The sequence below is a fragment of the Sporosarcina sp. G11-34 genome (genome assembly GCF_026931025.1).
Map to the genome: position 1 here is coordinate 1 of NZ_JAHNZW010000002.1, position 25436 is coordinate 25436.

The following is a 25436-nucleotide window of genomic DNA, read 5'->3' on the forward strand; positions in this document are numbered from 1 at the left end:
CCTTATATCTAAATCTAATATCTTCAGCAATATCATCGGATAATATTGCTACTCCCCAAGCACCCATACTAACACCTCCTAATTTGTAAAAAAACTTTCTGTAATAATTCAATGTTAGATGTAAATTTCCTTCTTCAACTAAACTGCCTCGTTAGTTGAAGAACATCATTTCATAGTCTTCAATATATTTTAACATAGATTTCTTATCTTCCTTCTTCCTTCTATATTTTTCTTTCCAATATCCAATCAGCAAGTATTTTAACAAGTGAATTAGCAAAGGCACATAAATTTATGCGCTGCTGCTAATTCCTGTGCCAATTGTGGAGCCAAATCGACTATATAAAGCATCTAATTGTTGATGCAACAACAAAAACAGGGACACCAATTCATATGCGAATTGGGTCCCCGAACACTGTATTTTTTATTGTTTTCTCCCCATCAACCGAACCCGTTAAAGGTAGACGGAAGTCCTTTTTTTATGGTGAAAGGCGGGGGATGTCCACTGAATCAGGCATAATGTGCACTCTTTTGTGATTAATCTCCACCCTTTCCGTGGATGTCCACTGAATCCGGCGTAATGTGCACTCATTTGTGATTAATGTCCACCCAATCGCCTATAATGTCCGCGCTTTCCCTGGATGTGCACTGAATCGGGTATAATGTGCACTCATTTGTGGTTAATGTCCACTCAATCGCCGGTAATGTCCGCGCATTCCGGGGATGTCCGCCGAATCGGGCATAATGTGCACTCATTTGTGATTAATGTCCACGCTTTCCCCCGTAATGTCCGCGCTTTCCGTGGATGTGCACCGAATCGGGCATAATGTGCACTCATTTGTGATTAATGTCCACTCAATCGGGCGTAATGTCCGCGCTTTCCGTGGATGTCCACTGAATGCGGCATAATGTGCACTCATTTGTGATTAATGTCCACCCAATCTCCCATAATGTCCGCGCTTTCCGTGGATGTCCACTGAATCCGGAATAATGTGCACTCTTTTGTGGTTAATGTCCACTCAATCGCCCGTAATGTCCGCGCTTTTCGTGGATGTGCACTGAATCGGGCATAATGTGCACTCTTTTGTGGTTAATGTCCACTCAATCGCCCATAATGTCCACCCTTTCCGGACTCTCCCTATCCTTCCAACCTACCCCTTGCCAATTCAATTAAAATAGGCTATCATAATATTCAAATTACGGTCTAAAATAAAAAAGGGAGGAGATACTATCCAAAAAATAGAAAGAATCGAACCGCTGCTTTTGCATGCTTTACCAAGACTGATTGCGCGTTTACCCCCCAACCATTCGCGAATCGAAGACTTGGAGAACCAATTATACCGTATACAATCAGGTTTCTTTGGCGAAAAGTTTGTCGACCAGAACCTTGAACTGAAGGCGTATCCCCAACGCCCGGAAATCCTTACAAACATACACCTTTACTTGTCCCCACAAAAATCTTTCCAGCTAGATACGTTATTTGTCACCCAGAAATCGGTAGTTATTCTTGAAGTGAAAAATTTGACGGGCGACCTCCGTTTTATTTCCGATGGAGATCTCCGGCAATTGGAGCAAACACTCCCGTCAGGAAAAGTGACAATTATGGATTGCCCAATCGTTCAGCTGGAAAACGAGCGATACTATTTGCAGACTTGGCTTGCCGACAGGGGAGTCGATGTGCATGTTTCTGGACGAGTTGTTCTCGCCGGTAAAAACGGAAAAGTCGTAAGTGCACCGCCGAACGCGCCCTTAGTTTATCTGAATCGCTTGCGGATGTACTTGGAAAAGAAGGAGAGCGGCCAGGCAATTTATAGTACGGCGGAAGTCAATAAAATCAGCGGAATGATTCGGCAAAGCCAAACAACGTACAACCCATTTCCGCTATGCGAATACTATCGCATCGATCCAAATTCACTGAAAAAAGGTCAACTATGCTCAAACTGCGACTCGACAATGACCTATCTAAACCATAAGCGGCGCCGATGCAACGCGTGCTCTACCATTGAGGCGAACAATTATAGGCAGACGCTGACCGATTGGTTCATGCTCATCTCGGACTCGATCTCCAATCGGCAATGCAGAGATTTTCTGCAACTGGCAACGAGGCACGATGCCAACTATGCACTGAAAACAATCCACCTGTATAAAGAAGGAAAGTCCGTCGCAACCAGATACTACTGGCCAAAAGGGAAGTCGTTTAAAAGTGAAGAATAGTGCGTGAGGAAGGTATGCCCCGGCATACCTCTTTTTTTGAATTAAACCGGATGTCCACTGTATCACCGTTAATGTCCACTGAATCCGGCGATGTCCGCTGTATCACCGTTAATGTCCTCGCAATCCGGCCTGATGTCCACTCAATCGCACGTAATGTCCACTGAATCCAGCGATGTCCACTGTATCACCGGTAATGTCCTCGCAATCCAGTCTAATGTCCACTGAATCCCGCGATGTCCGCTGTATCACCGTTAATGTCATCGCAATCTAGTCAGATGTCCACCCAATCGCGCGTAATGTCCACTGAATCCAGCGATGTCCGCTGTATCGCCGTTAATGTCCTCGCAATCCGGTCCAATGTCCGCTCAATCGCCGTTAATGTCATCTCAATCTAGTCAGATCTCCACTGAATCCGGCGCACCCTCAAGAGAATAGAAAAACCCCGCCAATGCATACACATTAGCGGGATTTTCTACGTCCGGGTATAAGTAAAGCCAATCGGAGAATGACTAAAAACGTCACGGCCCCGGCCATATCGAGTCCGACGTCTTGCATCGACGGCGTTCGACCACCTGTTAATGACTGGTGGAATTCATCACTCATTGCGACGAGTAACGTAACCGCCGCCGCAATAATTGTGCGAAACCGTCTATTTGGCAACACCGAATAAACAAGCACTGCGAGCACGCCGAAAATGAAGAAATGCGCGCCTTTTCGCAGCAAAAATTCGATGAAATAATAATAGCCCCGCTCCTCAACGGAAATCGTCTTTCCCCAGTACGGGATTTCAAGTTTAGAAAGCAAGCCCTCAAGCGGCTTCCCAGGGAGCCATTGTTGCAACGAAGGGACGAGCGATTGTTGCTCATACGTCTGCCCGGAAGAAAAGAAAAGAGTCGACAGTACCGCCAATAAAATAAAAAACATCAGTAATTTTTTCATATGAATAGTTTACCATCTAATTCCTAAAACTGTCTCCTGTAAAGGGGAGAATTAAATAAAAATGCACTTGGCAATTAAGGTTTTTCTTTCAATCTATATATATTGAACTAAAGAAGGTGACACCTAGTTGATTGAAGTGGAGAGCGGCGACTCCAGTGGGCAAAGCGCGTCCAGGTGAGACCCCGCAGCGAAGCGAGGAGGCTCACGGACCGCCCGCGGAAAGCGTCCGCTCGGAACGGAAATCAAGGATGTCCACTGCAATCATCGTAATGTCCGCGCAATCCCGATAAATGTCCGCTCTATTGCTGAAAATGTCAGCCCAATCGCCGGATGTCCGCTCAAATAGTTATAATGTCCACTCAATCTGGGTGATTGTCCTCCCTTTCGGGATTTCTGGATGTCCACTGAAATGACGATAATGTCATCGCGATCCCGTCTAATGTCCGCTCAATTGCTAATAATGTCCACTCAATCAGCGGATGTCCACTCAAACCGCCTTATTGTCCGCGCAATCCCGATAAATGTCCGCTCAATTGCCAATAATGTCCACCCAATCGCCACGCACCCCGCGTCAAAACAAAAAAAGATCCGGGGCGATACCCCCCCGGATCTACCTATCACACATTCAAATCTCCAAATGCGTCTTCAATTCTTCCTTAACACTTTCCAACTCGTCATCATTCATAATGTAATACCAAACCTTATTCATCTTCTTGCCTTCGCCGTCTTTAATAATAATCTGATCAATCTTCTTCGCTGCGTCCCTATAATTCGCCTGCACATCAACCATCTCATCAAACGTCATATTCGTGCGCACGTTATTTCCGATTGCGCCGAAAATACTCTTATACTTCACTAAGCTGCTAAACGAAGCACCTTCACGCAACACCGCCTGAATGACTTGCTTCTGTCGATCTTGCCGTCCGAAGTCACCGCGTGGATCTTCGTAGCGCATTCTTACAAATGCGAGTGCCTCTTCACCATCCAAAGAGATTTCACCTTTCGGGAATACATACTTGTCAACGTTAAAGTCGAGCGTGTTATTCACTTTAATCCCGCCGACTGCGTCGACAATTTCTTTAAAGCTCTCCATATTCACCTGAACAACGTAGTCGATTGGAACATCTAGCAAGTTCTCGACGCTGGCCATCGCCATTTCAATTCCGCCAAATGCATAGGCGTGGTTGAGTTTGTCCTTCGTATCTTTCCCGACAATTTCTGTATACGTATCCCGCGGAATACTTACCATTTTAGTCGAGTTCGATTTAGGATTGACCGTTAACACAATCATCGTATCCGATCTTCCGGAATCGCCTGCACGCTCGTCGACGCCGAGAACGAGGACGGAAAAGGGTTCCTGATCCTTGAATGCAACGGCGTCTTCACGTTTGTCCGACAACTCGCGATCAATCGGTTCGTGCATATCTTTTGCGGTCTTCGTTAAATTCATGTAAACCATCAATCCGTATACGAGAACTGCGATTACGATAAGGCCAAATCCGCCGACAATCCACGGCCATATCTTTTTCTTCTTACGATCTTTTCTGCTCATCTGTCATTCCTCCATTAGTCAGCTATGAAATACGTAATGAGTGAATTTGCCCAAACTTCAGCGCCATCACTATTAGGCATGCTTTTGTCGTCCAATAAATCTTTAATCTCGTCAGCGTCTGTGTCAGGCCAGTTCAACCAAGTATTCACATATGAAATTCCTTCGTCTTTCGCAAACTGTTGTAATGCATTCACCTGTTTCGGGTAATGGACCGCATTATAAATTGGATTGGAAGGGTGGAGAACAAGAACCGAATCTTCAACAGCCGACCGCAAACGTTCATGGAATACTTTAATATGCTGTTGTCCATCTTCTGCTGAGACTTCACCATTATTATTCAAAGTAAACGGTTCAAACAAAATCACATCGTAACCCGCACCAAAATCGACAAGCCCAGCATTCAATTCGGCGATAAATTTAGCAGACGTTCCATTGAAAGGAACTGTCGTCGTTTCGACGAAATCGCCGTAAGAACTACTAAGCGCAAGCCTTAATCGTTCTGCATATCCAGGATTACCCGAATCCATCGATTCCGATCCAACAAGTAAGAACTTAAGAGTTTCACCTTTCTCAAGCCGACTGCCAAAAACTTCACGGACACTTTCATCTTGGTTGGCCGTCAGTCCAATTAGACGCTCATTATCCGTTGAATGTTTCACGTCGGATTCAGCTTCAGCAGGAGATGCATTTTTCTTGTCAACGACCGCACTGGAGGCGGGGGCTTTCACTGAATCAAGCTTATATTTCCACTGTAAATAACTACCTACTAACAAAACAATACAGACGACTACAATTATGTACGCGAGTACCGTTCGAACTTTCACAATAAAACCCTCCAATATGTCTTATAGACTATAAAACCGTCAATATATCATCCGGAAATCATATGCCTAATAAGTGTAGATTGTGTTATAATTACAAAGTCTTGATTTTTTACCGACTTAACAAAATAAAGAAATTACGCTAGTCTATTGATTATCCCACAAAATGGCCAGAATACAATCGTCCAAATAATGTCGAACTATGGTATAATACCATAGTTCGACATTATTTGACGAACGAAAAGGAGCACGTCTATATTATGGAAGAAACAATTAGCTTACAAGATTTATTTCGAACGCTGAAAAAACGTATTGGACTTATTGCATTCATAACGATTATTGCAATTACAATTAGTGGCGTCGTGAGCTTTTTACTGCTCACACCGATTTACCAGACATCGACACAAATACTTGTCAATCAAACACAACAAGATCAAAACCAGCCGAATAAACAAAACATCGAGACCGACTTACAGCTTATTAGCACATATAACGTCATTATTAAAAGCCCAGTCATTCTTGGAGACGTCATTAAGGAACTAGGTCTCAATCGTTCAGTCGGCTCGTTGAACAGTCAAATTACTGTTGGTAGTGCGCAAAACTCGCAAGTACTAAATATCGTGGTTCAAGATCCTGACCCTAAATTAGCGGTACAGATTGCGAATGCGACAGCCAATATTTTTGAAAACAAAATTGTAGAACTTATGAGTGTCGATAACGTCAATATTTTGACACCCGCTTCACTTCCGGACAACCCATCGCCGATTAAACCAGACCCGATGCTTAATATGGCAATCGCGGCGGTTATCGGACTGATGCTTGGTGTCGGTTTGGCATTCTTACTCGAATACTTAGATACGACGATGAAAACTGAACAAGATATCGAAGACCTTCTTCAAATCCCAATATTGGGTGTTGTTAGCCCGATTCCGAACAAAGAAATGGAAGCGGCAAAAGTTGAAGTTCCGAAGCGAAGAAAGGGGAGGAACTAACAGATGGCTAGAAAAAGAAAGAAAAAGGGAGTTCAAACCGCAGCACGTAAACTCGTCACAAGCATTAACACAAGGTCAGTCGTATCCGAACAGTTCCGTACAATTCGTACGAACATCAATTTCTCGATGCCCGACCGGGAACTAAAAACGATTCTATTCACATCCTCTGACCCGGGAGACGGCAAATCGACAGTCGCTGCGAATGTTGCCGTTGTCTTCGCACAAGAAGGGAAACGTGTTCTTCTCGTCGATGCAGACATGCGTAAACCGACCGTTCACTATACGTTTCAATTAACGAACACATTAGGTTTATCGAATCTACTGACACGTCAAGCGGAGCTTTCGGATGTTGCGCGAAGAAGCGATGTTGGACTCGATGTCATTACATGCGGTCCCGTTCCTCCGAACCCTGCGGAACTACTTGCGTCTCAAACGATGAACAAAGTAATGGAAGATATGAAAAATAAATACGACATTATCATTTTTGACGCACCACCGGTTTTATCGGTAACGGATGCACAAATCCTTTCCAATAAATGCGAAGGTACAGTACTCGTCATAAGTTCTGGTGATACAGAAAAAGCCGGCGTCGTGAAGGCGAAAGAAGCACTCGTTTCTTCACAAGCGAATATTATTGGAGCGGTCTTAAATAACTTTGAAATGGATAAAGATCACTATTATTACCAATACTATGGGAATATCGAGTAAACGGGTCTTTACTCCCTGTTTGCTCTTTTTTAATTTAACAAACATAGAAAAGTGAGGGATTAGATGATAGATATGCATGCACATATTTTGCCAGGTGTTGACGACGGTCCAAAGACGATAGAAGAGTCCATTCAACTTATTGAACTAGCCATTGCCGAAGGAATTACCGATATCATTGCAACACCGCATGCGTACAGTCCACATTTTGACGTGTCGAAAGCACAAGTTCAAGAAAAACTAGCTCTCTTGGACAATGCATTGAAAGAAAGAAATATCCCTATGAACTTGCACGCAGGCCAAGAACTGCGAATCAAAGACTTCCTTATAGAAAAACTTGAAGCGAAAGAAGCGTTATCACTCGCAGGGTCGAAATATGTATTACTTGAACTTCCGTCTAGTGCGATTCCAGCGTACACAGTGAAAATCATTCAAGCCCTTTTAAGTTCAGATAAAATTCCAATTATCGCACACCCCGAAAGAAACCGAGCGATCGCCGAAAAACCGAGCCGTCTCGCTCGGCTCATTACACACGGAGCACTGGCACAAGTTACCGCGGGCAGTCTATCGGGACACTTCGGAAAAGGCGTTCAAAAACTTAGTTTACAGCTCATAGAAGCAAACTTAATCCATAGTTACGGATCCGACGTTCATAATTCAACAACGCGACCGCTCCAGTTTCATAAAGGACTCGACGTGTTGGATAAACATAAACTCCATGACATCGCAGATATCCTATTAGAAAACAATGCGAGAATCCTGTCAAACGATGACTTCATTTTACTAGAGCCTATGGAAGTAAAACCGAGAAATTGGTGGATGTTAAGAAGGTAATGTAGTAAGCTAACCTAACCTAGTACTAATTTAAAGAGTAATATGAACATAAAGATAGATGTCCACTTTAATCGTAGAAAGGAACGTGTAAATGACTATAAAAAAGAGAATGACGCTACTATTTTTTGTTGACTCATTCATCGTCTTCATCTCAATCTACTTAGGCTATTTCTTCTTACATCCATTCATTAACGTCTTCGCAAATGAAATGCTCTTAATAAGTGCTATCACCATTCAAATCGCACATCACTTTTTTGCTTGGCGATACGGATTGTACCGTAAGGCTTGGGCATATGCATCGATTGGTGAACTTAAATCGATATTTAAAGCAGTGACCCTTACGATCGCAGTAGTAGCAATTGTTCAATTTGCGATTACGCAAGATATTTACATAAGAGCGCTTGCGCTTACGTGGATGCTACATATTTTACTCATCGGCGGTTCAAGAATGTCGTGGCGGCTTATGCGTCATACCGTTATCCAGCATAACGGGGCAGCTGCCACACGTACAATGGTCGTCGGTGCGGGACAAGCTGGAACAATGGTCGCCCGTCAACTGCTTCAAAACCCCGAATCGGGCATGCAACCGGTCCTTTTCATAGACGATGACCGGTCGAAAAGTGGGTTGGAGATTTTCGGCATTAAAGTCTTTAATGGAACAAATAGTATTCCAGACTTAGTGAAAGATAATCGAATCGAAAAAATTGTCATAGCCATACCGTCCATGTCTAAACTAGCAATGGCAAACTTAACGAAAATATGTATCGAAACAGGCGTCAAAACGCAACAAATTCCACGTATCGAAGACTTGATGACTGGTAAAGTATCGGTCAACGATATGCGCGACGTAAAAACCGAAGACTTGTTAGGGCGAGATGAAATCGAACTCGATCTAAAAGCAATTGCGGACAAACTCACGAATAAAACCATTCTAGTCACCGGAGCGGGCGGTTCGATTGGTTCGGAGATTTGTAGGCAAGTGAGTCAGTTTAGACCGAAACGACTCGTCCTTTTAGGACATGGTGAAAACTCGATCTATCATATAGACCGAGAACTACGCAAAAAGGTTGCATCAGATACAGAAATTGTTTCAATTATAGCGGACGTACAAGACCGCCATCGAATCTTCGACATCGTAAGTGAATATAAACCAGATGTCATGTACCACGCAGCTGCGCATAAGCATGTTCCTTTAATGGAAGCCAACCCAATGGAAGCTGTGAAAAATAATATATTCGGTACAAAAAACGTCGCCGAAGCAGCGGACATATTTGGAGTTCCATACTTCGTCATGATCTCAACGGACAAAGCGGTCAATCCACCGAACGTCATGGGCGCAACGAAACGATTCGCAGAAATGATTGTCCAAAACTTGGCGAAAGATAGCCAAACAAAATTCGCGGCCGTTCGATTCGGTAACGTGCTCGGATCACGCGGAAGTGTCGTTCCCTTATTCAGAGAACAAATTAAACGAGGCGGACCCGTTACGGTTACGGATCCTGAAATGACACGCTACTTCATGACGATACCTGAAGCATCCAGTCTTGTTATCCAAGCAGGTACGCTCGCAGCGGGCGGAGAAGTATTCGTTCTCGACATGGGCGAACCCGTTAAGATTGTCGATTTAGCGAAAAACCTTATTAAACTATCGGGTTATAGTGAGGATGAAATCAAGATTGAATTTTCCGGAATGCGTCCTGGTGAGAAACTTTTTGAAGAGCTGTTGAATGAAAACGAAGTCCAAAGCGGATACATATTCCCTAAAATTCATATGGGCAAAGCGACACCGATTACGAAGACAGAGATGGAAGATGTGATTGGGAAGTTGCCGGATATGAGTGATGAAGAGGTCAAAGACACTTTGGTTGGGTTGGCTAATCGGAAGAGTGTTCAAAGAAAAGACAGAGTTACAACAGTATGAATAAATAATAAAAAATATCACTTTGGATTTTTATTTAATGAGGAGAGATAACTAATGAGAGTTAGAAAAGCAATTATTCCAGCAGCGGGACTTGGAACACGATTCCTTCCGGCAACAAAAGCAATGCCTAAAGAGATGCTTCCAATTGTAGATAAACCAACAATTCAATACATAGTGGAAGAAGCAATAGCGTCCGGGATTGAGGATATTATTATAGTTACAGGGAAAGGAAAGCGTGCGATAGAGGATCATTTTGATAATAACTTTGAACTAGAAGAAAATTTGATGGAAAAAGAAAAATTTGATTTACTAGACAAAGTTAAACAATCGTCAAATGTAGATATTCATTATATACGTCAGAAAGAACCAAAAGGACTTGGTCATGCTGTTTGGTGTGCGCGCAAGTTTATTGGAAACGAACCATTTGCCGTGTTACTCGGAGATGATATAGTTCAAAGCGATGTACCGTGTTTAAAACAACTTATGAACCAATACGAAGAAACACGCGCTTCAGTTATTGGGGTCCAGACAGTACCAGATGATGAAACAGATCGATACGGAATTGTTGAACCTTCTACTCAGATAGGTCGAAGATATGCAGTTGAGAACTTTGTAGAGAAACCTGCTAAAGGTACAGCTCCTTCAAATCTTGCGATAATGGGAAGGTATGTTCTAACTCCTGAGATATTCAAGTGCTTAGAAGAACAAGAAGCAGGCGCTGGTGGGGAGATTCAGTTGACAGATGCAATTCAAAAATTAAACCAAATTCAACGTGTATTTGCATATGACTTTGAGGGTAAGCGGTATGATGTTGGGGAAAAGTTAGGGTTCATTACTACGACTATTGAGTTTGCGTTGCAGAATGATGGAATTCGAGATCATTTGTTGGAATATATGGATGAGAAAGTGAAAGCGAGTAAAGTGGAATTGTAATTATTGAGTTTAGGTGATGACTCTTGACCTTTATCAATGGGGGCACTCGGTTATAGTGTGGGTGGTGTGTATAACGCCACCTGATTTTCGAGCTAATATAAATATTGTTTGCTTCTTAGATTGAATAGTTATTACAAGGTGAAAATAATAAATAGATGTAATTTTTTTAGTGGTTTAGTAGTTGGTTGGAATAAAGAATATCAGATTCTAATTAGGTCCTAATCTACTAAAGAACAAACTTTTAGGAGTGTTGCTGGATGTATATGAAGGTTAAAAGATTGATAGATATAATTCTTTCCTTAATAGGACTCATCGTATTATCACCAATCCTTCTCACACTTATTATATTTATAAAGATTGACTCGAGAGGTCCAGTGTTGTTTAAGCAAAAACGTGTAGGTCTTCATAAGACTCATTTTAACATATTGAAGTTCCGTACAATGAGAATTGATACACCGAAGGATACTCCGACTCATTTATTAGCAAACCCGGATCAACACATTACGAAGATGGGTAAGTTCTTGAGAAAGACTTCACTTGATGAACTTCCACAGATTTGGAATATTTTCGTCGGACAGATGAGTATTATTGGCCCTCGCCCTGCATTATGGAATCAGTACGATTTAATTGAGGAACGTGACAAGTATGGCGCCAATGACTTGCCACCCGGACTTACTGGTTGGGCACAGATTAATGGTAGGGATGAGCTTCCTATTGAGGTTAAGTCGAAGCTGGATGGGGAGTATGTTGACAGGATTAGCTTTTGGATGGATGTTAAGTGCTTCTTTGGAACCATTGTTAGTGTTGCTAAAAGTGATGGAGTTGTTGAAGGTGAAACTGGTGTAAAGAAGGAAGTTGAGAGCATCAAGGAAACTGGCTCTTCATTAAAGTAAATAGAGTAATAGAGATGTTGAAATGATTTTCGTTATAATCCTATGAGTTTTGAAAAGGGATTAAAAAAGAAGTTAATGAGCATCTCCAAAAATACGGTAAAAAAATACAAGATAGTGTCTGATAGGAGTTTTCACATGAAAAAAAAAGAAGCGATTATTAACAGGAAATCCTTAGTAGTAACAACAGTTGCGTCTACTTTGGACCAATTTTGTATGAACGATATAAAAACCTTACAGAAATCCACTAAAGTTTATGTAGCAGCAAACTTTAATACAGGAAACAACACATCTAAAGAAAGAGTAAAAGAATTTAAAAGTGAGTTGAAGAAAAAGGGAATTATATTCAATGAAATAAACATGAATAGAAATCCCTTTAATATGGATAACTTATCTGCATATCAAGATATAAAGAAACTTATAGAGGAAAATCACTTTCATATAATTCATTGTCATACTCCTGTTGCTGCTATGCTAGTGAGGATAGCTGCACGTAAAGTGAGGGAAAATGGTACAAAGGTTATTTATACTGCCCATGGATTTCATTTTTACAATGGAGCACCTATAAAAAATTGGTTGATATATTATCCAGTTGAACGGTGGTTATCAAAGTATACTGATGTTCTTATAACAATAAATCAGGAAGATTATGAGAGAGCAAGAAGCTCATTTAATGCAATAAAAACAAAATCTATTCCAGGAGTTGGAATAGATACTGAGAAATTTAATCGTTTAGATTTAAACAGAGAATTAAAACGTCAGGAAATAGGCTTACCTAAAAAGTCTTTCGTTGTGCTGTCAGTTGGAGAGCTTAACAATAATAAGAATCATGAGACGGTAATTAAAGCTATTTCAAGAGTTAACAACCCAAATGTTTATTATGTAATATGTGGTCAAGGTGCATTAGAGGATTATCTAAGAAAGCTGATACAGGATCTGGGTATGGAAAAGCAAATTAAACTTTTAGGGTTTCGAAATGACGTAGCCGAGATTTATAGAGTAGCAGATATATTTGCATTTCCGTCATTCAGAGAAGGTTTATCAGTTGCTTTGATGGAAGCGATGGCGTCTGGTTTGCCTATTATCTGTTCAAAAATTAGAGGGAATGTTGATTTGGTTAAGGAGCAAAAGGGTGGTTATCTTATAAAGCCCGAAGATGTTAATGAATATCATAGGTATATAAAGCAGCTTATAAATGATGCTGATTTAAGAAGTGATATGGGATTATTTAACAAGGAGTATTTAAACGAGTTTGATAATAAAAAGGTTAAACAGTATATTGATAATATATACAAGGAGTGCATTTAAGGAAATGGAACCAATTCGAGTATTACATGTTGTTACTTTGATGAACCGCGGCGGATTAGAGTCTATGTTGATGAATTATTACAGAAATATTGATAGAAACAGGATTCAATTTGACTTTTTAGAACATAGAGAAGGCAAGCATGATTTTACAGACGAAATACTTTCTCTTGGTGGAAAAATCTATACTGTCCCGCCATTTAACCCCTTGAATACAAATGGTTACATTAATGAGATTGACAATTTTTTCAAAGAAAATCAGGAATATAAAATTGTTCATTCTCATTTAGATACATTAAGTACATATCCCCTCAAATATGCAAAAAAGTATGGAGTTCCAAATAGGATCGCTCATAGTCATTCAACAAGTTTGGGAAAGAATTGGAAGAAAATAATTAAAATGTATTCACGAAGTAAAATAACAACCTATGCTACACAACTATTTTCATGTGGTGAAGAGGCGGGGAAATGGCTGTTTAACAAAAGTGAATTCCAGATATTAAAAAATGCCATTGATACAAAAAAGTTTGTTTATAATTCAAGTATATCATATGAAAAGAGGAAATCTTTAGGTATTGAAGATAAATTCGTCATAGGACATATAGGTAGATTTACAAAAGAAAAAAATCATGAGTTTTTAATAGATATATTTGAAAAAATATATCAAAAAAATAAAAAGAGTGTTTTACTGCTTATTGGTGTGGGTAACCTGGTAGATAAAATGAAGGAGAAAGTAGAAAGTCTTGGCTTAACTTCTGCTGTTAAATTTTTAGGAACACGAGATGATATTCATGAATTATTACAAGCGATTGATGTTTTTGTGTTTCCGTCTTTATATGAAGGATTACCAGTAACTTTAGTTGAGGCACAAGCAAGTGGTTTAAATTGTATAGTGTCGAACACTATATCTAAAGAAGTTGATTTAACACAAAATATTAAATTTTTAAGCTTAGATAAAGGGCCAGAAATATGGTCAGACTTTATATTAGATTTAATGTCAATAAAAGATAGGGAAAATATGTATTCCCAGATTCGGGATAAAGGTTTTGATATTGAATCCAATGTAAAATGGTTAGAGAACTTTTATATCAATTTATATAATACAAGGAAAATGAATAGCAATTAAATGAGAAATAAAATTTTTTGTATTCTATAGAACCTTCTATAGTAGGAAGTATAGGGGAAGTATAATAAATGATCCATATTTTTAAAAACGTTCTATATACAATAAATAATGATGATTTTCGCCATGTTTTTGTTACCATCATTATATGAATACTTTCTACATATTAAAATAATAAAATAGAGGTAATGAGATGGTTTTATTTTTACTTGCAATAGAAGGTTTACTATTTTTTATATTAAAGCAAATGTTTGAAGGGCTCAATACAAATCTTTATGTAATATCTACAATTATTGTTGCCGTTAATTCCCTTTTATTCTTGGTAACTATAGGTAGAAATTCAAAAAATAAAGGCGAGTATTTAATACTATTTTTTGCATATATTGCTAGGCTCTTTATTCTATACTTTGACATATTTGGTCGAGATATATTTATTTTACCGAATAGTGGTTATGATAGTGAAATGTATAATGGCAATGCAATGAACTTTGTAAATGGGGATGGTTCTGGGCGAGGAGGATTTTATTCCATAATTTTAGGGTATATTTATATGATGTTTGGAGAGCAAAGGATTGTAGCACAGTATTTTAATGTGATTTTGAGTATGTACTCTATCTTTATAGTGAAAAAAATTCTAGAGCAGTTAATGCTAAGTACAAAAGTCAGAGTCTTCGTGCTTATCCTTTTTAGTTTTATCCCAAATTATTTAATTATGTCCTCAATCCTGCTAAGAGAAAGTATAATGATATTTTTGCTCACTTATTCCTTTTACTTTTTTATTAGATGGTGGAAAAATGGTAGTTCATATAATTTATTGATTGCAATTGCACTGCCTATTGTTACTTCTATATTTCATTCTGGTGGGATAGCACCTGCTGTAGGATATGTCATATGTTATATCTTCTACGATCGTCTTAATCAAAAGTATCGACTTAATCTGAGTACAATTTTTTCGGGAGCTTTCTTTTTATTACTGTTTTTTGTTGTAAATACGTTTTTCGGTGATATGTTGTTTGGGAAATTTAAAAGTGTGGATTCAATAACAGATCTTAGCAAGACTGCGTCTACATTTGCTTCTGGTGGGTCTTCGTATTCGATTGGAATCAATGCAAATAGTATACCTTCTATCATAATATATACTCCAATAAGAGTGTTATATTTTATAGCATCTCCATTACCTTGGGATTGGAGAGGTTTTAATGATATTTTTGCATTTGTATTTAGTGGATTGTTTTATTTACTAAGCTACTTGTTTGTTTTTAGAGTATTGATAGAAAAAAACATTCCACAAAGATCATTATTAATTGCTTCATTAATAGTTGCTGTTAGTAGCGTATTGTTGTTTGCATGGGGAGTATCCAATGCAGGCACTGCTTTAAGACATAGAGAGAAATTTATTGGAATTTATATGGTTATGTTTGCATTGAGTCTCAACATAATAAAGTTAAAAAGGAGGAGCAAAAAGAAGATATAAAAGAGTTTTTTAATAGTTTTTAAATTAGAGGTAAATTAGTAGATATCGATAATAATACCTACCTACACTGTTCAAAATTATATTAAACAGTGTAGGTAGCATAATTAACCAAACATACGGAAACTTTGAAGTAATTATAGTAGACGATGGATCTACTGATAAAACTTTGGAAGTTATAGAGGAAATAAAATATTCAAACCCTAAAATTAGGATTGAAATTTATAAACAGAAAAATAAAGGTGTATCTGTAGCTCGTAATAATGCACTTCAGTATGTTGATGGAATATATACAATATTTATTGATCCAGATGATTACTTAGACGAGTCAATGTTAAAAAAATGTATGAAAAGATAGAAGGTAGCGATGTGGATATTGTTATTTGTGGTCATAGAGTTACTTTTGATGATAATATTTATAATATTTACGAAGGTAAGAAATATAATGGTAATGAAGTTATAGATGTGATGTTAAATATGAAGGTTCAGGGGGTTCTTTGGGGAAAATTATTTAAAATAAAATTACTAAGGGAAAAAGGATTTAGTTTTAAAGTTGGACGTTATATTCAAGATTGGTTACCAGTATCCGTCATTTATTACACACCAAGACATTAACATAAAATAATTTCATAAATCTTAATATTGGTAGTGATGATTGATAGTAATAAGTGGATTTTCAGAAATAATATGGGTAAGGAGATTAATAGTGGTAAATATGATAGAACCAATGATAAGTATAATAATACCGGTCTATAATGCAGAAAACCGTTTAAGAAAATCAATAGAAAGTGTTCTTAATCAAAGTTATAGAAATATAGAAGTACTTCTTATTAATGATGGATCGACAGATTCATCTTTAGAGATTTGCGAATTTTACTCTACCAATGATACTAGAGTTAAAGTTATTCATCAAATTAATTCAGGTGTTAGTGCTGCGAGGAATAGAGGGATAATAGAGGCTAAAGGTGAATATATTACATTTGTTGATTCCGATGACACCATTGATATTAATACATATGAAGTTGTAATTGATTACTTACAAACAGAATGTCTTGATATGATAATGTTTGGTATGAAATTTGATTATTACTTTGGAGAGAAATATTCACATAGTAATATCTACAAGATAAAAGAAAACATAGAAGTCAATAAAAATAATATGAAAAACCATTTTATTGATTTATATGAAATCAATTATTTATCTTCGGTTTGGAATAAAGTGATTAGGACATCTGTATTAAAAGAGAATAACTTGTTTTTCGAAAAAAACATGGCTATACTTGAGGATTTTAAATTTGTGCTAGATGTCCTAAGTCATACAGATAAATTGTTGGCATTAAATAATGAATTTTACCGTTATTACAATAACTTATCAATATCATCACTTAGTAGAAGGCCAAATATTGATTACTTAAATAATTTTAGAATTCTTGATTTATCGCTTAGAAAATTTGCTGAAAATATACTAATGCAATCACAAGAAGAAAATCAAACAATTAAAGCTATGATAATGAGATATTATATTATAGGAGTTGAAATGATTTTTGCAGGTAACGAAAGTTTTAAAGTTAAATATGGAAAATTTAAGAACTATATAGAAGATGATAGATTTAAAAAATCCGTAATAGAGGCAAGTTGTAAAGGGAGGAGACTGAGAATCATTCATTTTTTATTTAAGAGAAAACATCTAACAAGCCTCCTAGCAATTATTTTTTGGGTTAATAATCTTAAAAGTATGGTGAAGTAAACATCTACCATTAACTCCTAGATTATTAATTTGAAACACAAGATTAATATTTTTATTAAATGCTATTTATTCAAGGGTTAAGATCAAGAAAACTCGTTAATTGATTATAGTTTTCAAATTGGTATGCACAGCATGAAAAATAAATATAATAATGGAAAATTAATCTTAAAATAATATTAGGAAAATTAAGATAGTAAAATAGATATCTCTAACGAACGATTTATTCATAATAATTTTAGCGAGGAGAAAATAGTGGATACCTTAAAAGTGTTTAAGAAAATAAAGATTCGCGATATTAAAGATTTGTTAATATTTCTTTTATTACTGCCAATCGGATATATTTTGAGTAAGTTTAATAAAAATGTTTGGTTAGTTTCCGAAAGGCCCGATGAAGCCAGGGATAACGGATACTGGTTTTTTAAGTATGTGCACGATAATAAACTCCACAAACATACTTTTTACGTGATCAATAAAACTTCTCTTGAATTAGAGAAGTTGACGGAAATTTCTCCGCGAAATATCATCTATTTTGGTAGTCTAAAGCATTATTTATTCTATATTATAGCTGAAATACAAATTAGTGCCCATATTGGTGGTGGTATGATAAATAGCTCAGTAATAAGTTTTCTTGAGAAATATAAGTTGATTAATAATAAAAAGGTGTTTTTACAGCATGGAATAACTAAGAACAAAATAGATTGGGCATTTAGAAAAAATGCAAATATTGATTTGTTTTGCTGCGCTTCAAAACGGGAAGTTGATTTCATTACAACAGAATTTGGGTATGATGAAAATCAAGCTGTATTAACAGGTTTTTGTAGGTATGATAATCTAAATAACTATACAATGAAAAACCAGATATTACTCATGCCAACTTGGAGAAAAAACCTTAAATATAAAGGTAGGGAAAGCAATAATAACTTCAATGATACTAATTATTTCAAGGCCTATCAACAATTAATAAATAATAAAATGTTAATGAATTTACTAGATGAATATGGATATGAGATGATTTTTTATCTCCATCCTGAAATGCAACACTACTTAGATAATTTTGAAGTTAAAAATCCTAGATTAATTTTAGCAAATAAAGATAGTTATGATTTACAGATTTTATTAAAAGAAAGTAATTTGTTGATAACTGATTATTCTAGTGTATTTTTTGATTTTGCATATATGAATAAGCCTACAATTAACTTTCATTTTGATTATTCGGACTACCGAGCATCCCATTGGGAAGAAGGATATTTTAATTATGAAACTGATGTCTTTGGCCCAGTAGTGAATAATGAATATGAATTGCTGAAGCAACTTGAAAGTTATATTAAAAATAATTGTGAAATAGAAGAAGAGTATTCTAATAAAGCAAGAGAGTTCTTTTCTTATTATGATAAAAATAATTGTGCAAGAACATTTAAATTGGTTAATAGTCTTTGAAATACCGATAGTTAATAGGAAGTAAATATACCAATGTAGTTTAGAACGGGGCAATTAGATGGATGGTAATAGAATAAAGAAAAGTGTTTTAACTGGATTATTTTGGAAGTTTATGGAACGGGGAGGTACACATGGTGTACAATTTATTGTTCAAATTGTACTAGCTCGAATTCTTCTTCCAAAGGATTTTGGACTAATTTCAGTAATATTAATATTTATCACTTTTTCAAATGCGCTAGTTCAGAGCGGTCTTAATACAGCGCTTATACAAAAGAAAGAAGTAGATAATAAAGATTATTCATCTGTATTCTATATCAGCTTACTACTATCAGTATTCTTGTATATATTCCTATTTATAATCTCACCATATATAGCAGTTTTTTTAGAGTCTGATCAAATATCTTCTTTAATTAGGGTATTAGCATTAACTTTGTTCATAGGTGCTTTTAACTCCATTCAGGTCGCAATAGTCACAAGAAAAATGGAGTTTAAAAGACTGTTTTATAGTAGCCTATATGGAATTGTTATCTCTGGAGCTGTTGGAATAGTCTTGGCGTATTTAAACTTCGGGATTTGGGCTTTAGTGTATCAGCAAATATTAAATCAATTAATAATAGTGATAACTTTATGGATTACAGGGGGCTGGCGCCCAACTTTAGAATTTTCTATTCTAAGAGTAAAACAACTATTTTCTTTTGGGTGGAAAATTTTAATGTCTAGTTTAATTTTCAATCTCACTAAAGATGTTCGAACATTTGTGATTGGCAAGTTATTCAGCTTAGACATATTGGGATATTACAATAGAGGTGCACAATTTCCTGGTTTAATTACCACAAATATTAACGGGAGTATACAATCAGTTATGTTTCCTGCTTTTGCAGCTCAACAAGAAGATAGAATTGTGCTCAAAAGTATGGTGAGACGATCAATAGTTACAAGTTCATTCATTGTATTTCCCTTAATGACAGGATTGGCGGTAATAGCGGAACCATTAGTAAGAATCTTATTAACTGACAAATGGTTACCAAGTGTACCATTTATTTGGATATTTTGTTCTATCTATGCATTGGAACCATTACATACAGCTAATCAACAGTCTATTAATGCTGTGGGTAGGAGCGATATAACACTGAAATTAAATATAGTAAAAAGAATTATAGACTTTTTGATTCTAGGTGTGACGATACCATTCGGCATTTATTCAATCGCATATGGGATGATTCTAAGCGGAATAATAGGATCTATTATTAATGCATATCCTAACAAGAGTATACTGAATTATGGATATTTAGAACAGGTAAAAGATATAATGCCTTCGTTATTTTTATCTATAATAATGGGTGGAGTAGTTTTCTTTATACGATATTTAAACTTAATCCCAAGTGTAACATTAATTGTTCAAATTATTTTAGGGGTAATAACTTACTGTAGTCTGGCAAGAGTTTTAAGAAATGAAAGTTATGTATATATTACAGCTTCATTAAAAGAAATCTATAATTCAAGATTTACTTAATAAAATAGCTTTTATATCCCCAAACATATAATGTTGTATAGACGTAATACTCCCTCAATAAAACATATAAACAATAATTTTTGTGAAAAAGAATATATGTTTTTAACGCAGTAAAATAGTGGTCTTTTATTGCTATATTATTATTTCAAACTTATAAATTGGGGATTTTAAGCTAGTATGGTTGGCGCTTTATAATTACTCTGATAAATTAAATGCGAATTTAAGTTTAATAAAAGAAAGTAGTCCAGTTAAGTTACTACAATCGTTACTAATACAAAAATTTAAATTAGTAAGAGCGAATTTCTTAGTACATCTAGCTTTGCAAGTAACTATTGCTTTGTAGTAGTTATTAAAAAGTTATTAAAAAGTATTAGTGTGAGGTATTCAACTACCTACATTCATTATTCTTTATAAATTTAAAGGGATACTAAGGCTAGAAAGTTTCCCAGATTCTTAAACAGATGAATCGATAAAGTTTTTTCCTGTATGCTTTGGATACTTAGATATATCGATATTTGATAGGTACTATTTTTTTATGTGAGAAAATAATCGGCAAAGACACTAATTAAACAACTTTTACTATTGTAAAAAGATATTGTATCCTAGGGTCATGAAAATAAAGTGCAAGCCAGAATGTAATCCTAAAATAATCTACTGATAAAAAGGAGACTTAAATTTATGAACATACTAGTAACAGGCGGTGCTGGATATATAGGTTCACATACTTGTGTTGCATTACTTGAAGCTGGATATTCCGTCATTATAGCAGATAACCTTTGTAACAGTAATCGTCGCGATATTGAAAAAACTACACAGATTGTCGAGAAAGAAGTTATTTTTCATGAAATTGATGTAACTGATGAAAAAGCGGTTGATAACATTTTCAAAAATCATCAAATTGAAGGTGTTATTCATTTTGCCGGTCTTAAGGCAGTAGGAGAATCAGTAGAAAAACCATTTGAATATTATTACAATAATATTGTAAGTACAATGGTACTAACAAAAGCTTGTCAGAAATATGGTGTCAATCGATTCGTCTTTAGCTCATCAGCAACAGTATATGGAGATAATAAAGTACCTTTTGTAGAAACAATGGATCTCTTACCAACGACTAATCCTTACGGTGAAACAAAAGCCATGAGTGAGCGAATTCTAACTGATATAGCAAATGCAAACCCTGCTTTTTCAGTTTCAATTCTTCGATATTTCAATCCAGCAGGTGCCCATGAGAGCGGAGAAATAGGAGAGGCACCTAACGGAATTCCTAATAATCTAATGCCATATGTAACTCAAGTAGCAAAAGGTAAACTTGAGAAATTACGTGTGTTTGGAAATGACTACCCAACAGTTGATGGTACGGGAGTAAGGGATTATATTCATGTTGTGGATCTTGCTGAAGGTCATGTTGCTGCACTAGAAAATCTGACTGAAGGTGTACATATTTATAACTTAGGAACTGGAAAAGGTACAAGTGTACTTGAGTTAGTGAAAGCTTTTGAAGAAGCTAATGATATTAAGGTGCCTTATGAAATCGTAGATCGAAGACCCGGAGACATTGCTTCTTGTTATGCCGATGCTTCAAAGGCAAAGCGGGAACTAGGATGGGAAGCTAAACTGGATATTATCGCGATGTGTCGGGATGCTTGGCGATTTGAAAAAAATAATAAAGACCTTGTAGAATTGAAATAGAGTTGTTACCCGCTGGGCTGTGTTATTTGGCAGCTTGGCGGGCTTATTTGTATTGGATTTTAACTTTAATGTATTAATTGATTAAAGAATTTTCGGCTAATTTTTCTATTGAATAGTTATACTACGTGTTATAATTGTATATCGCACAGGCATCGACATGATTTACTAATATGCTTATTGAATACTGAAGTAAACTGTGCCCTCCAATATTTCGAGGGCCGTTTATTAAATTAGACTGGAGAGTAGTATGGATATCTTGAAAATAAATACAGATTTGTTGTCGAATTATATTTCGACTAATGATAAAAATATCTATAAAGATGCGGTTCGGAGTGCCCATAGTAAAATGCATGCTGGAACCTCGGTAGGGGCGGACTATTTGGGATGGCTTGAACTTCCCTTAGATGATCAGGACTTGCTTCTAGATTCTATTGGGAAGATTGCAAATGAGATCCAAAGCCGTTCTTCGGTCTTCATTGTCATTGGAGTAGGCGGATCTTATTTGGGGACGAAAGCAGTTCATGACGCGTTGAAGCCTTATTTCGGTAGCGATTCGGTGTATCCTGAAATTATGTACGCTGGTCAAAATATGAGTGGGGCCTATTTAAAGCAGCTATTGCGGTACATAGAAGATAAAGAAGTTTTTATAAATGTCATTTCTAAATCGGGTACGACAACAGAACCCGCCATCGCATTCAGGGTTTTACGTTCTTATATGGAAGAACGGTACGGTGAGGAAGCGAATGATCGAATCGTCGTCACGACAGACAGTGAAAAGGGTGCGTTGAAGGAATTGGCTAATGAGAAGGGGTATCGCTCATTCGTTATTCCAGATGACATTGGTGGCCGTTATTCGGTTTTGACTCCGGTTGGTTTATTGCCGCTTGCGGTTGCGGGTTTGGATATACGGGCGTTGCTTGCGGGTGCTAAGCAGGCAACGTTGGATTTGTTGGAAGATGATCTGGAGTCAAACTCTGCCTACAGGTACGCAGTAGCCCGGCAGGTTTTATATGCTAAAGGATATACAATTGAATTGTTGGCTTCATTTGAACCTTCGTTAAAGTATTTACATGAATGGTGGAAGCAACTATTTGGTGAAAGTGAAGGGAAAGGGTTACAGGGGATTTTTCCCGCTGCGGTTTCCTTTTCAACGGATTTGCATTCCATTGGCCAATATATTCAAGATGGCCGGCGGGACCTATTCGAAACTCTTCTTCACTTCAATGACGTTGAAGATGATCAACAAATTCCGTATGATTCGGACGACCGGGATGGCTTGAATTATTTAGTAGATCGAACGCTCAATGAAATTAATGCAATTTCAAAAGAGGGAACGGCATTAGCGCATTCAGAGGGCGGTGTGCCTGTACTGAAAATTGAGTTAGCGAAGTTAGATGAGTTTCATCTTGGCTATCTCATTTATTTCTTCATGAAAGCATGTGCGATGAGTGCTTATTTATCCGGCGTGAATCCGTTCGACCAGCCGGGTGTCGAGGCGTATAAGAATAAGATGTTTGAGTTATTAGGGAAGCTGGTTTTGAGTGAACAGGAGGTTTAATCATGAGTGTAATTACGGATACGTTTACTAGGTGGAGTCTAGAGGATTCATTAACAGATGAATTGAAGAAAGACTTAGAGTCGATTACAGGAAATGAGAAAGAAATCGAGGATAGGTTTTATCAATACTTATCGTTTGGGACTGGTGGTATGCGTGGGCTTTTAGGCGCTGGCACGAACCGGATGAACGTATATACGATGAGGCGTGTTGCGGAAGGACTTGGGTTACATATAAAAGCGGCTGGAGAAGATGCAATGCGTCGCGGTGTCGTCATTGCTTATGACACTAGGCATTATTCACGGGAGTTTGCGTTGGAAACGGCGAAAACGGTCGGGAAGTACGGAATCCGAGTGTTCCTGTTCAAAGAGAGCCGACCAACGCCTGAACTGTCATTCGCAGTGAGACATCTGAATGCGTATGCCGGTGTCGTCATTACAGCGAGTCATAATCCTGCACAGTATAACGGCTTTAAAGTGTACGGAGAAGACGGGGGACAGCTACCACCTGATGCGGCAGATGGCATTGTTCGGCATATGAATGACATTGAGGATTTGTTTTTAATTCAGACGGCTGATAAAGAAGAACTTCTACGAAGTGAAGAATTGACGTACATATTGGAAGAAATCGATGATGCGTATCAAGAATGTCTACTAACATTGCGGGAAGACCCAGATGCAATTGAAGCGTATGGGCAGGACATGTCCATCGTATACACACCTCTTCACGGATCGGGTCTTGTACCAGTGGTGGAAGGACTACGGAATTTCGGTTTTAGTCATGTTAACGTCGTTTCAGAGCAAGCCGTGCAAGACTCAAGTTTCCCAACAGTCGCCTATCCAAATCCAGAAGAGCGGGAAGCTTTTGAACTCGCAATGAAGCTCGGTAAAGAAAAGGATGCTGACTTGCTTCTTGCGACAGATCCGGATGCAGACCGACTTGGAGTAGCTGTGAAGACAAAGGACGGGGATTATGAGTTGTTGACCGGGAACCAACTCGGCGCGCTGTTGTTACATTATCTGCTTATGCAGAAAAAGCGTAACGGTACTCTTCCGGAAAACGGCGTTGCGATGAAGACAATCGTTACATCCGAATTCGGACGTGCCGCGGCTGCGAAGTTCGGTATTCCAACAATTGATACATTAACAGGTTTTAAATTTATTTCTGAGAAGATTGAGGAATTTGAGGCGAGCGGCGAGTGTGAATTTCTATTTGGGTACGAAGAAAGCTACGGCTATCTAATCGGAACATTTGCACGGGATAAGGACGCCGTTCAAGCTGCGATTATGACGGCCGAGATGGCTGCTTATTATAAATCGATTGGTAAATCATTGTATGAAGCATTGATGGACCTCTACGACGAGCTTGGCCATTACCGTGAGGCGTTGGAATCCATTACGCTTACGGGAAAAGACGGGCAAGAGCAAATTGCGGAGATTATGAAAGAATTTCGTAATGATCCACCGAGCTCAATAGCTGGAATTGCTGTTACTGTTATCGAAGATTATAAAGCGGGGACTATGCGCCTTGTGGATGGTGCATCGGAGAATTTAACGTTGCCGAAAGCGGACGTTGTGAAGTATATTCTTGAAGATGGATCATGGGTGTGTATCAGGCCTTCTGGTACCGAGCCGAAGTGCAAGATTTACTTTGGGGTACGGAAGGATTCCGCGGACGAAGCTGAAGTGGCGTTGAATGCGTTGGTGGAGGATATTATGGATCGGGTTCGGGTTTAAGTGTGGGGAAATGTTGTTTGGAAAAATGGATAGAAGATAACCTGAGTTGACTTGGAGCGAGA

General features: G+C 37.6%; 24 protein-coding genes. 18 read left to right on the forward strand and 6 right to left on the reverse strand.

Annotated features, from left to right (window positions below; translation table 11 throughout):
* Positions 1–749: 749 nt before the first annotated feature.
* A complete protein-coding gene (locus KSU66_RS02130; protein ID WP_269049775.1) occupies positions 750–917 on the reverse strand; it encodes a hypothetical protein in 168 nt (55 codons plus the stop codon).
* Between the two features lie 403 nt (positions 918–1320).
* On the opposite strand from KSU66_RS02130, the gene KSU66_RS02135 reads away from it, so the two are divergent.
* Positions 1321–2211 (forward strand): nuclease-related domain-containing protein, encoded by an 891-nt coding sequence (locus tag KSU66_RS02135; RefSeq protein ID WP_269049776.1) that lies wholly within the window; start codon positions 1321–1323, stop codon positions 2209–2211.
* 108 nt (positions 2212–2319) lie between these two features.
* On the opposite strand, the gene KSU66_RS02140 is transcribed toward KSU66_RS02135, so the two are convergent.
* From KSU66_RS02140 to KSU66_RS02160, 5 genes are all read right to left on the reverse strand, one after another.
* Entirely contained in the window at positions 2320–2472 is a 153-nt protein-coding gene (locus KSU66_RS02140) for a hypothetical protein (RefSeq protein ID WP_269049777.1), read from the reverse strand.
* A gap of 198 nt (positions 2473–2670) precedes the next feature.
* Positions 2671–3150: a VanZ family protein gene (locus KSU66_RS02145; RefSeq protein ID WP_269049778.1), complete on the reverse strand. Its 480-nt coding sequence runs from the start codon at positions 3148–3150 to the stop codon at positions 2671–2673.
* Between the two features lie 359 nt (positions 3151–3509).
* On the reverse strand, positions 3510–3641 hold the full coding sequence (locus KSU66_RS02150) for a hypothetical protein (RefSeq protein ID WP_269049779.1): 132 nt from the start codon (positions 3639–3641) through the stop codon (positions 3510–3512).
* 134 nt (positions 3642–3775) lie between these two features.
* A complete protein-coding gene (tagU, locus tag KSU66_RS02155; protein ID WP_269049780.1) occupies positions 3776–4702 on the reverse strand; it encodes a polyisoprenyl-teichoic acid--peptidoglycan teichoic acid transferase TagU in 927 nt (308 codons plus the stop codon).
* A gap of 14 nt (positions 4703–4716) precedes the next feature.
* On the reverse strand, positions 4717–5526 hold the full coding sequence (locus KSU66_RS02160; protein ID WP_269049781.1) for an SGNH/GDSL hydrolase family protein: 810 nt from the start codon (positions 5524–5526) through the stop codon (positions 4717–4719).
* A 257-nt stretch (positions 5527–5783) separates the two neighbouring features.
* Between KSU66_RS02160 and KSU66_RS02165 the strand changes: the two genes are divergently transcribed.
* From KSU66_RS02165 to KSU66_RS02240, 17 genes are all read left to right on the forward strand, one after another.
* Entirely contained in the window at positions 5784–6515 is a 732-nt protein-coding gene (locus tag KSU66_RS02165) for a YveK family protein (protein WP_269050149.1), read from the forward strand.
* 3 nt (positions 6516–6518) lie between these two features.
* Positions 6519–7223 carry a CpsD/CapB family tyrosine-protein kinase gene (locus KSU66_RS02170; protein ID WP_269049782.1) on the forward strand — a complete coding sequence of 235 codons (705 nt, stop codon included), beginning with the start codon at positions 6519–6521 and terminating at the stop codon, positions 7221–7223.
* Between the two features lie 63 nt (positions 7224–7286).
* Entirely contained in the window at positions 7287–8054 is a 768-nt protein-coding gene (locus tag KSU66_RS02175; RefSeq protein ID WP_269049783.1) for a tyrosine-protein phosphatase, read from the forward strand.
* Positions 8055–8145: 91 nt separating this feature from the next.
* Positions 8146–9975: a polysaccharide biosynthesis protein gene (locus KSU66_RS02180; RefSeq protein ID WP_269049784.1), complete on the forward strand. Its 1830-nt coding sequence runs from the start codon at positions 8146–8148 to the stop codon at positions 9973–9975.
* Between the two features lie 54 nt (positions 9976–10029).
* On the forward strand, positions 10030–10908 hold the full coding sequence (gene galU, locus KSU66_RS02185; protein ID WP_269049785.1) for a UTP--glucose-1-phosphate uridylyltransferase GalU: 879 nt from the start codon (positions 10030–10032) through the stop codon (positions 10906–10908).
* A gap of 257 nt (positions 10909–11165) precedes the next feature.
* Complete coding sequence (locus KSU66_RS02190) at positions 11166–11801, forward strand: sugar transferase (protein WP_269049786.1); 636 nt, start codon at positions 11166–11168, stop codon at positions 11799–11801.
* Positions 11802–11843: 42 nt separating this feature from the next.
* The gene (locus KSU66_RS02195) at positions 11844–13106 is read left to right on the forward strand and encodes a glycosyltransferase family 4 protein (protein ID WP_269049787.1); all 1263 of its coding nucleotides are present in this window, start codon (positions 11844–11846) and stop codon (positions 13104–13106) included.
* Positions 13107–13110: 4 nt separating this feature from the next.
* Entirely contained in the window at positions 13111–14229 is a 1119-nt protein-coding gene (locus KSU66_RS02200; RefSeq protein ID WP_269049788.1) for a glycosyltransferase family 1 protein, read from the forward strand.
* 190 nt (positions 14230–14419) lie between these two features.
* Complete coding sequence (locus KSU66_RS02205) at positions 14420–15700, forward strand: hypothetical protein (RefSeq protein ID WP_269049789.1); 1281 nt, start codon at positions 14420–14422, stop codon at positions 15698–15700.
* A gap of 133 nt (positions 15701–15833) precedes the next feature.
* Complete coding sequence (locus KSU66_RS21400; protein ID WP_443028933.1) at positions 15834–16055, forward strand: glycosyltransferase family 2 protein; 222 nt, start codon at positions 15834–15836, stop codon at positions 16053–16055.
* Complete coding sequence (locus KSU66_RS02210; protein WP_269049790.1) at positions 16040–16312, forward strand: hypothetical protein; 273 nt, start codon at positions 16040–16042, stop codon at positions 16310–16312. Before KSU66_RS21400 ends, KSU66_RS02210 begins: the two co-directional genes overlap by 16 nt.
* Positions 16313–16412: 100 nt before the next feature.
* Entirely contained in the window at positions 16413–17444 is a 1032-nt protein-coding gene (locus KSU66_RS02215; RefSeq protein ID WP_269050150.1) for a glycosyltransferase family 2 protein, read from the forward strand.
* A 252-nt stretch (positions 17445–17696) separates the two neighbouring features.
* Positions 17697–18881: a CDP-glycerol glycerophosphotransferase family protein gene (locus KSU66_RS02220; protein WP_269049791.1), complete on the forward strand. Its 1185-nt coding sequence runs from the start codon at positions 17697–17699 to the stop codon at positions 18879–18881.
* A 58-nt stretch (positions 18882–18939) separates the two neighbouring features.
* Positions 18940–20394: a lipopolysaccharide biosynthesis protein gene (locus tag KSU66_RS02225; RefSeq protein ID WP_269049792.1), complete on the forward strand. Its 1455-nt coding sequence runs from the start codon at positions 18940–18942 to the stop codon at positions 20392–20394.
* Positions 20395–21072: 678 nt separating this feature from the next.
* Positions 21073–22083: a UDP-glucose 4-epimerase GalE gene (galE, locus tag KSU66_RS02230; RefSeq protein ID WP_269049793.1), complete on the forward strand. Its 1011-nt coding sequence runs from the start codon at positions 21073–21075 to the stop codon at positions 22081–22083.
* 247 nt (positions 22084–22330) lie between these two features.
* The gene (locus KSU66_RS02235; protein ID WP_269049794.1) at positions 22331–23641 is read left to right on the forward strand and encodes a glucose-6-phosphate isomerase; all 1311 of its coding nucleotides are present in this window, start codon (positions 22331–22333) and stop codon (positions 23639–23641) included.
* 2 nt (positions 23642–23643) lie between these two features.
* Positions 23644–25374: a phospho-sugar mutase gene (locus tag KSU66_RS02240; RefSeq protein ID WP_269049795.1), complete on the forward strand. Its 1731-nt coding sequence runs from the start codon at positions 23644–23646 to the stop codon at positions 25372–25374.
* Positions 25375–25436 lie beyond the last annotated feature (62 nt).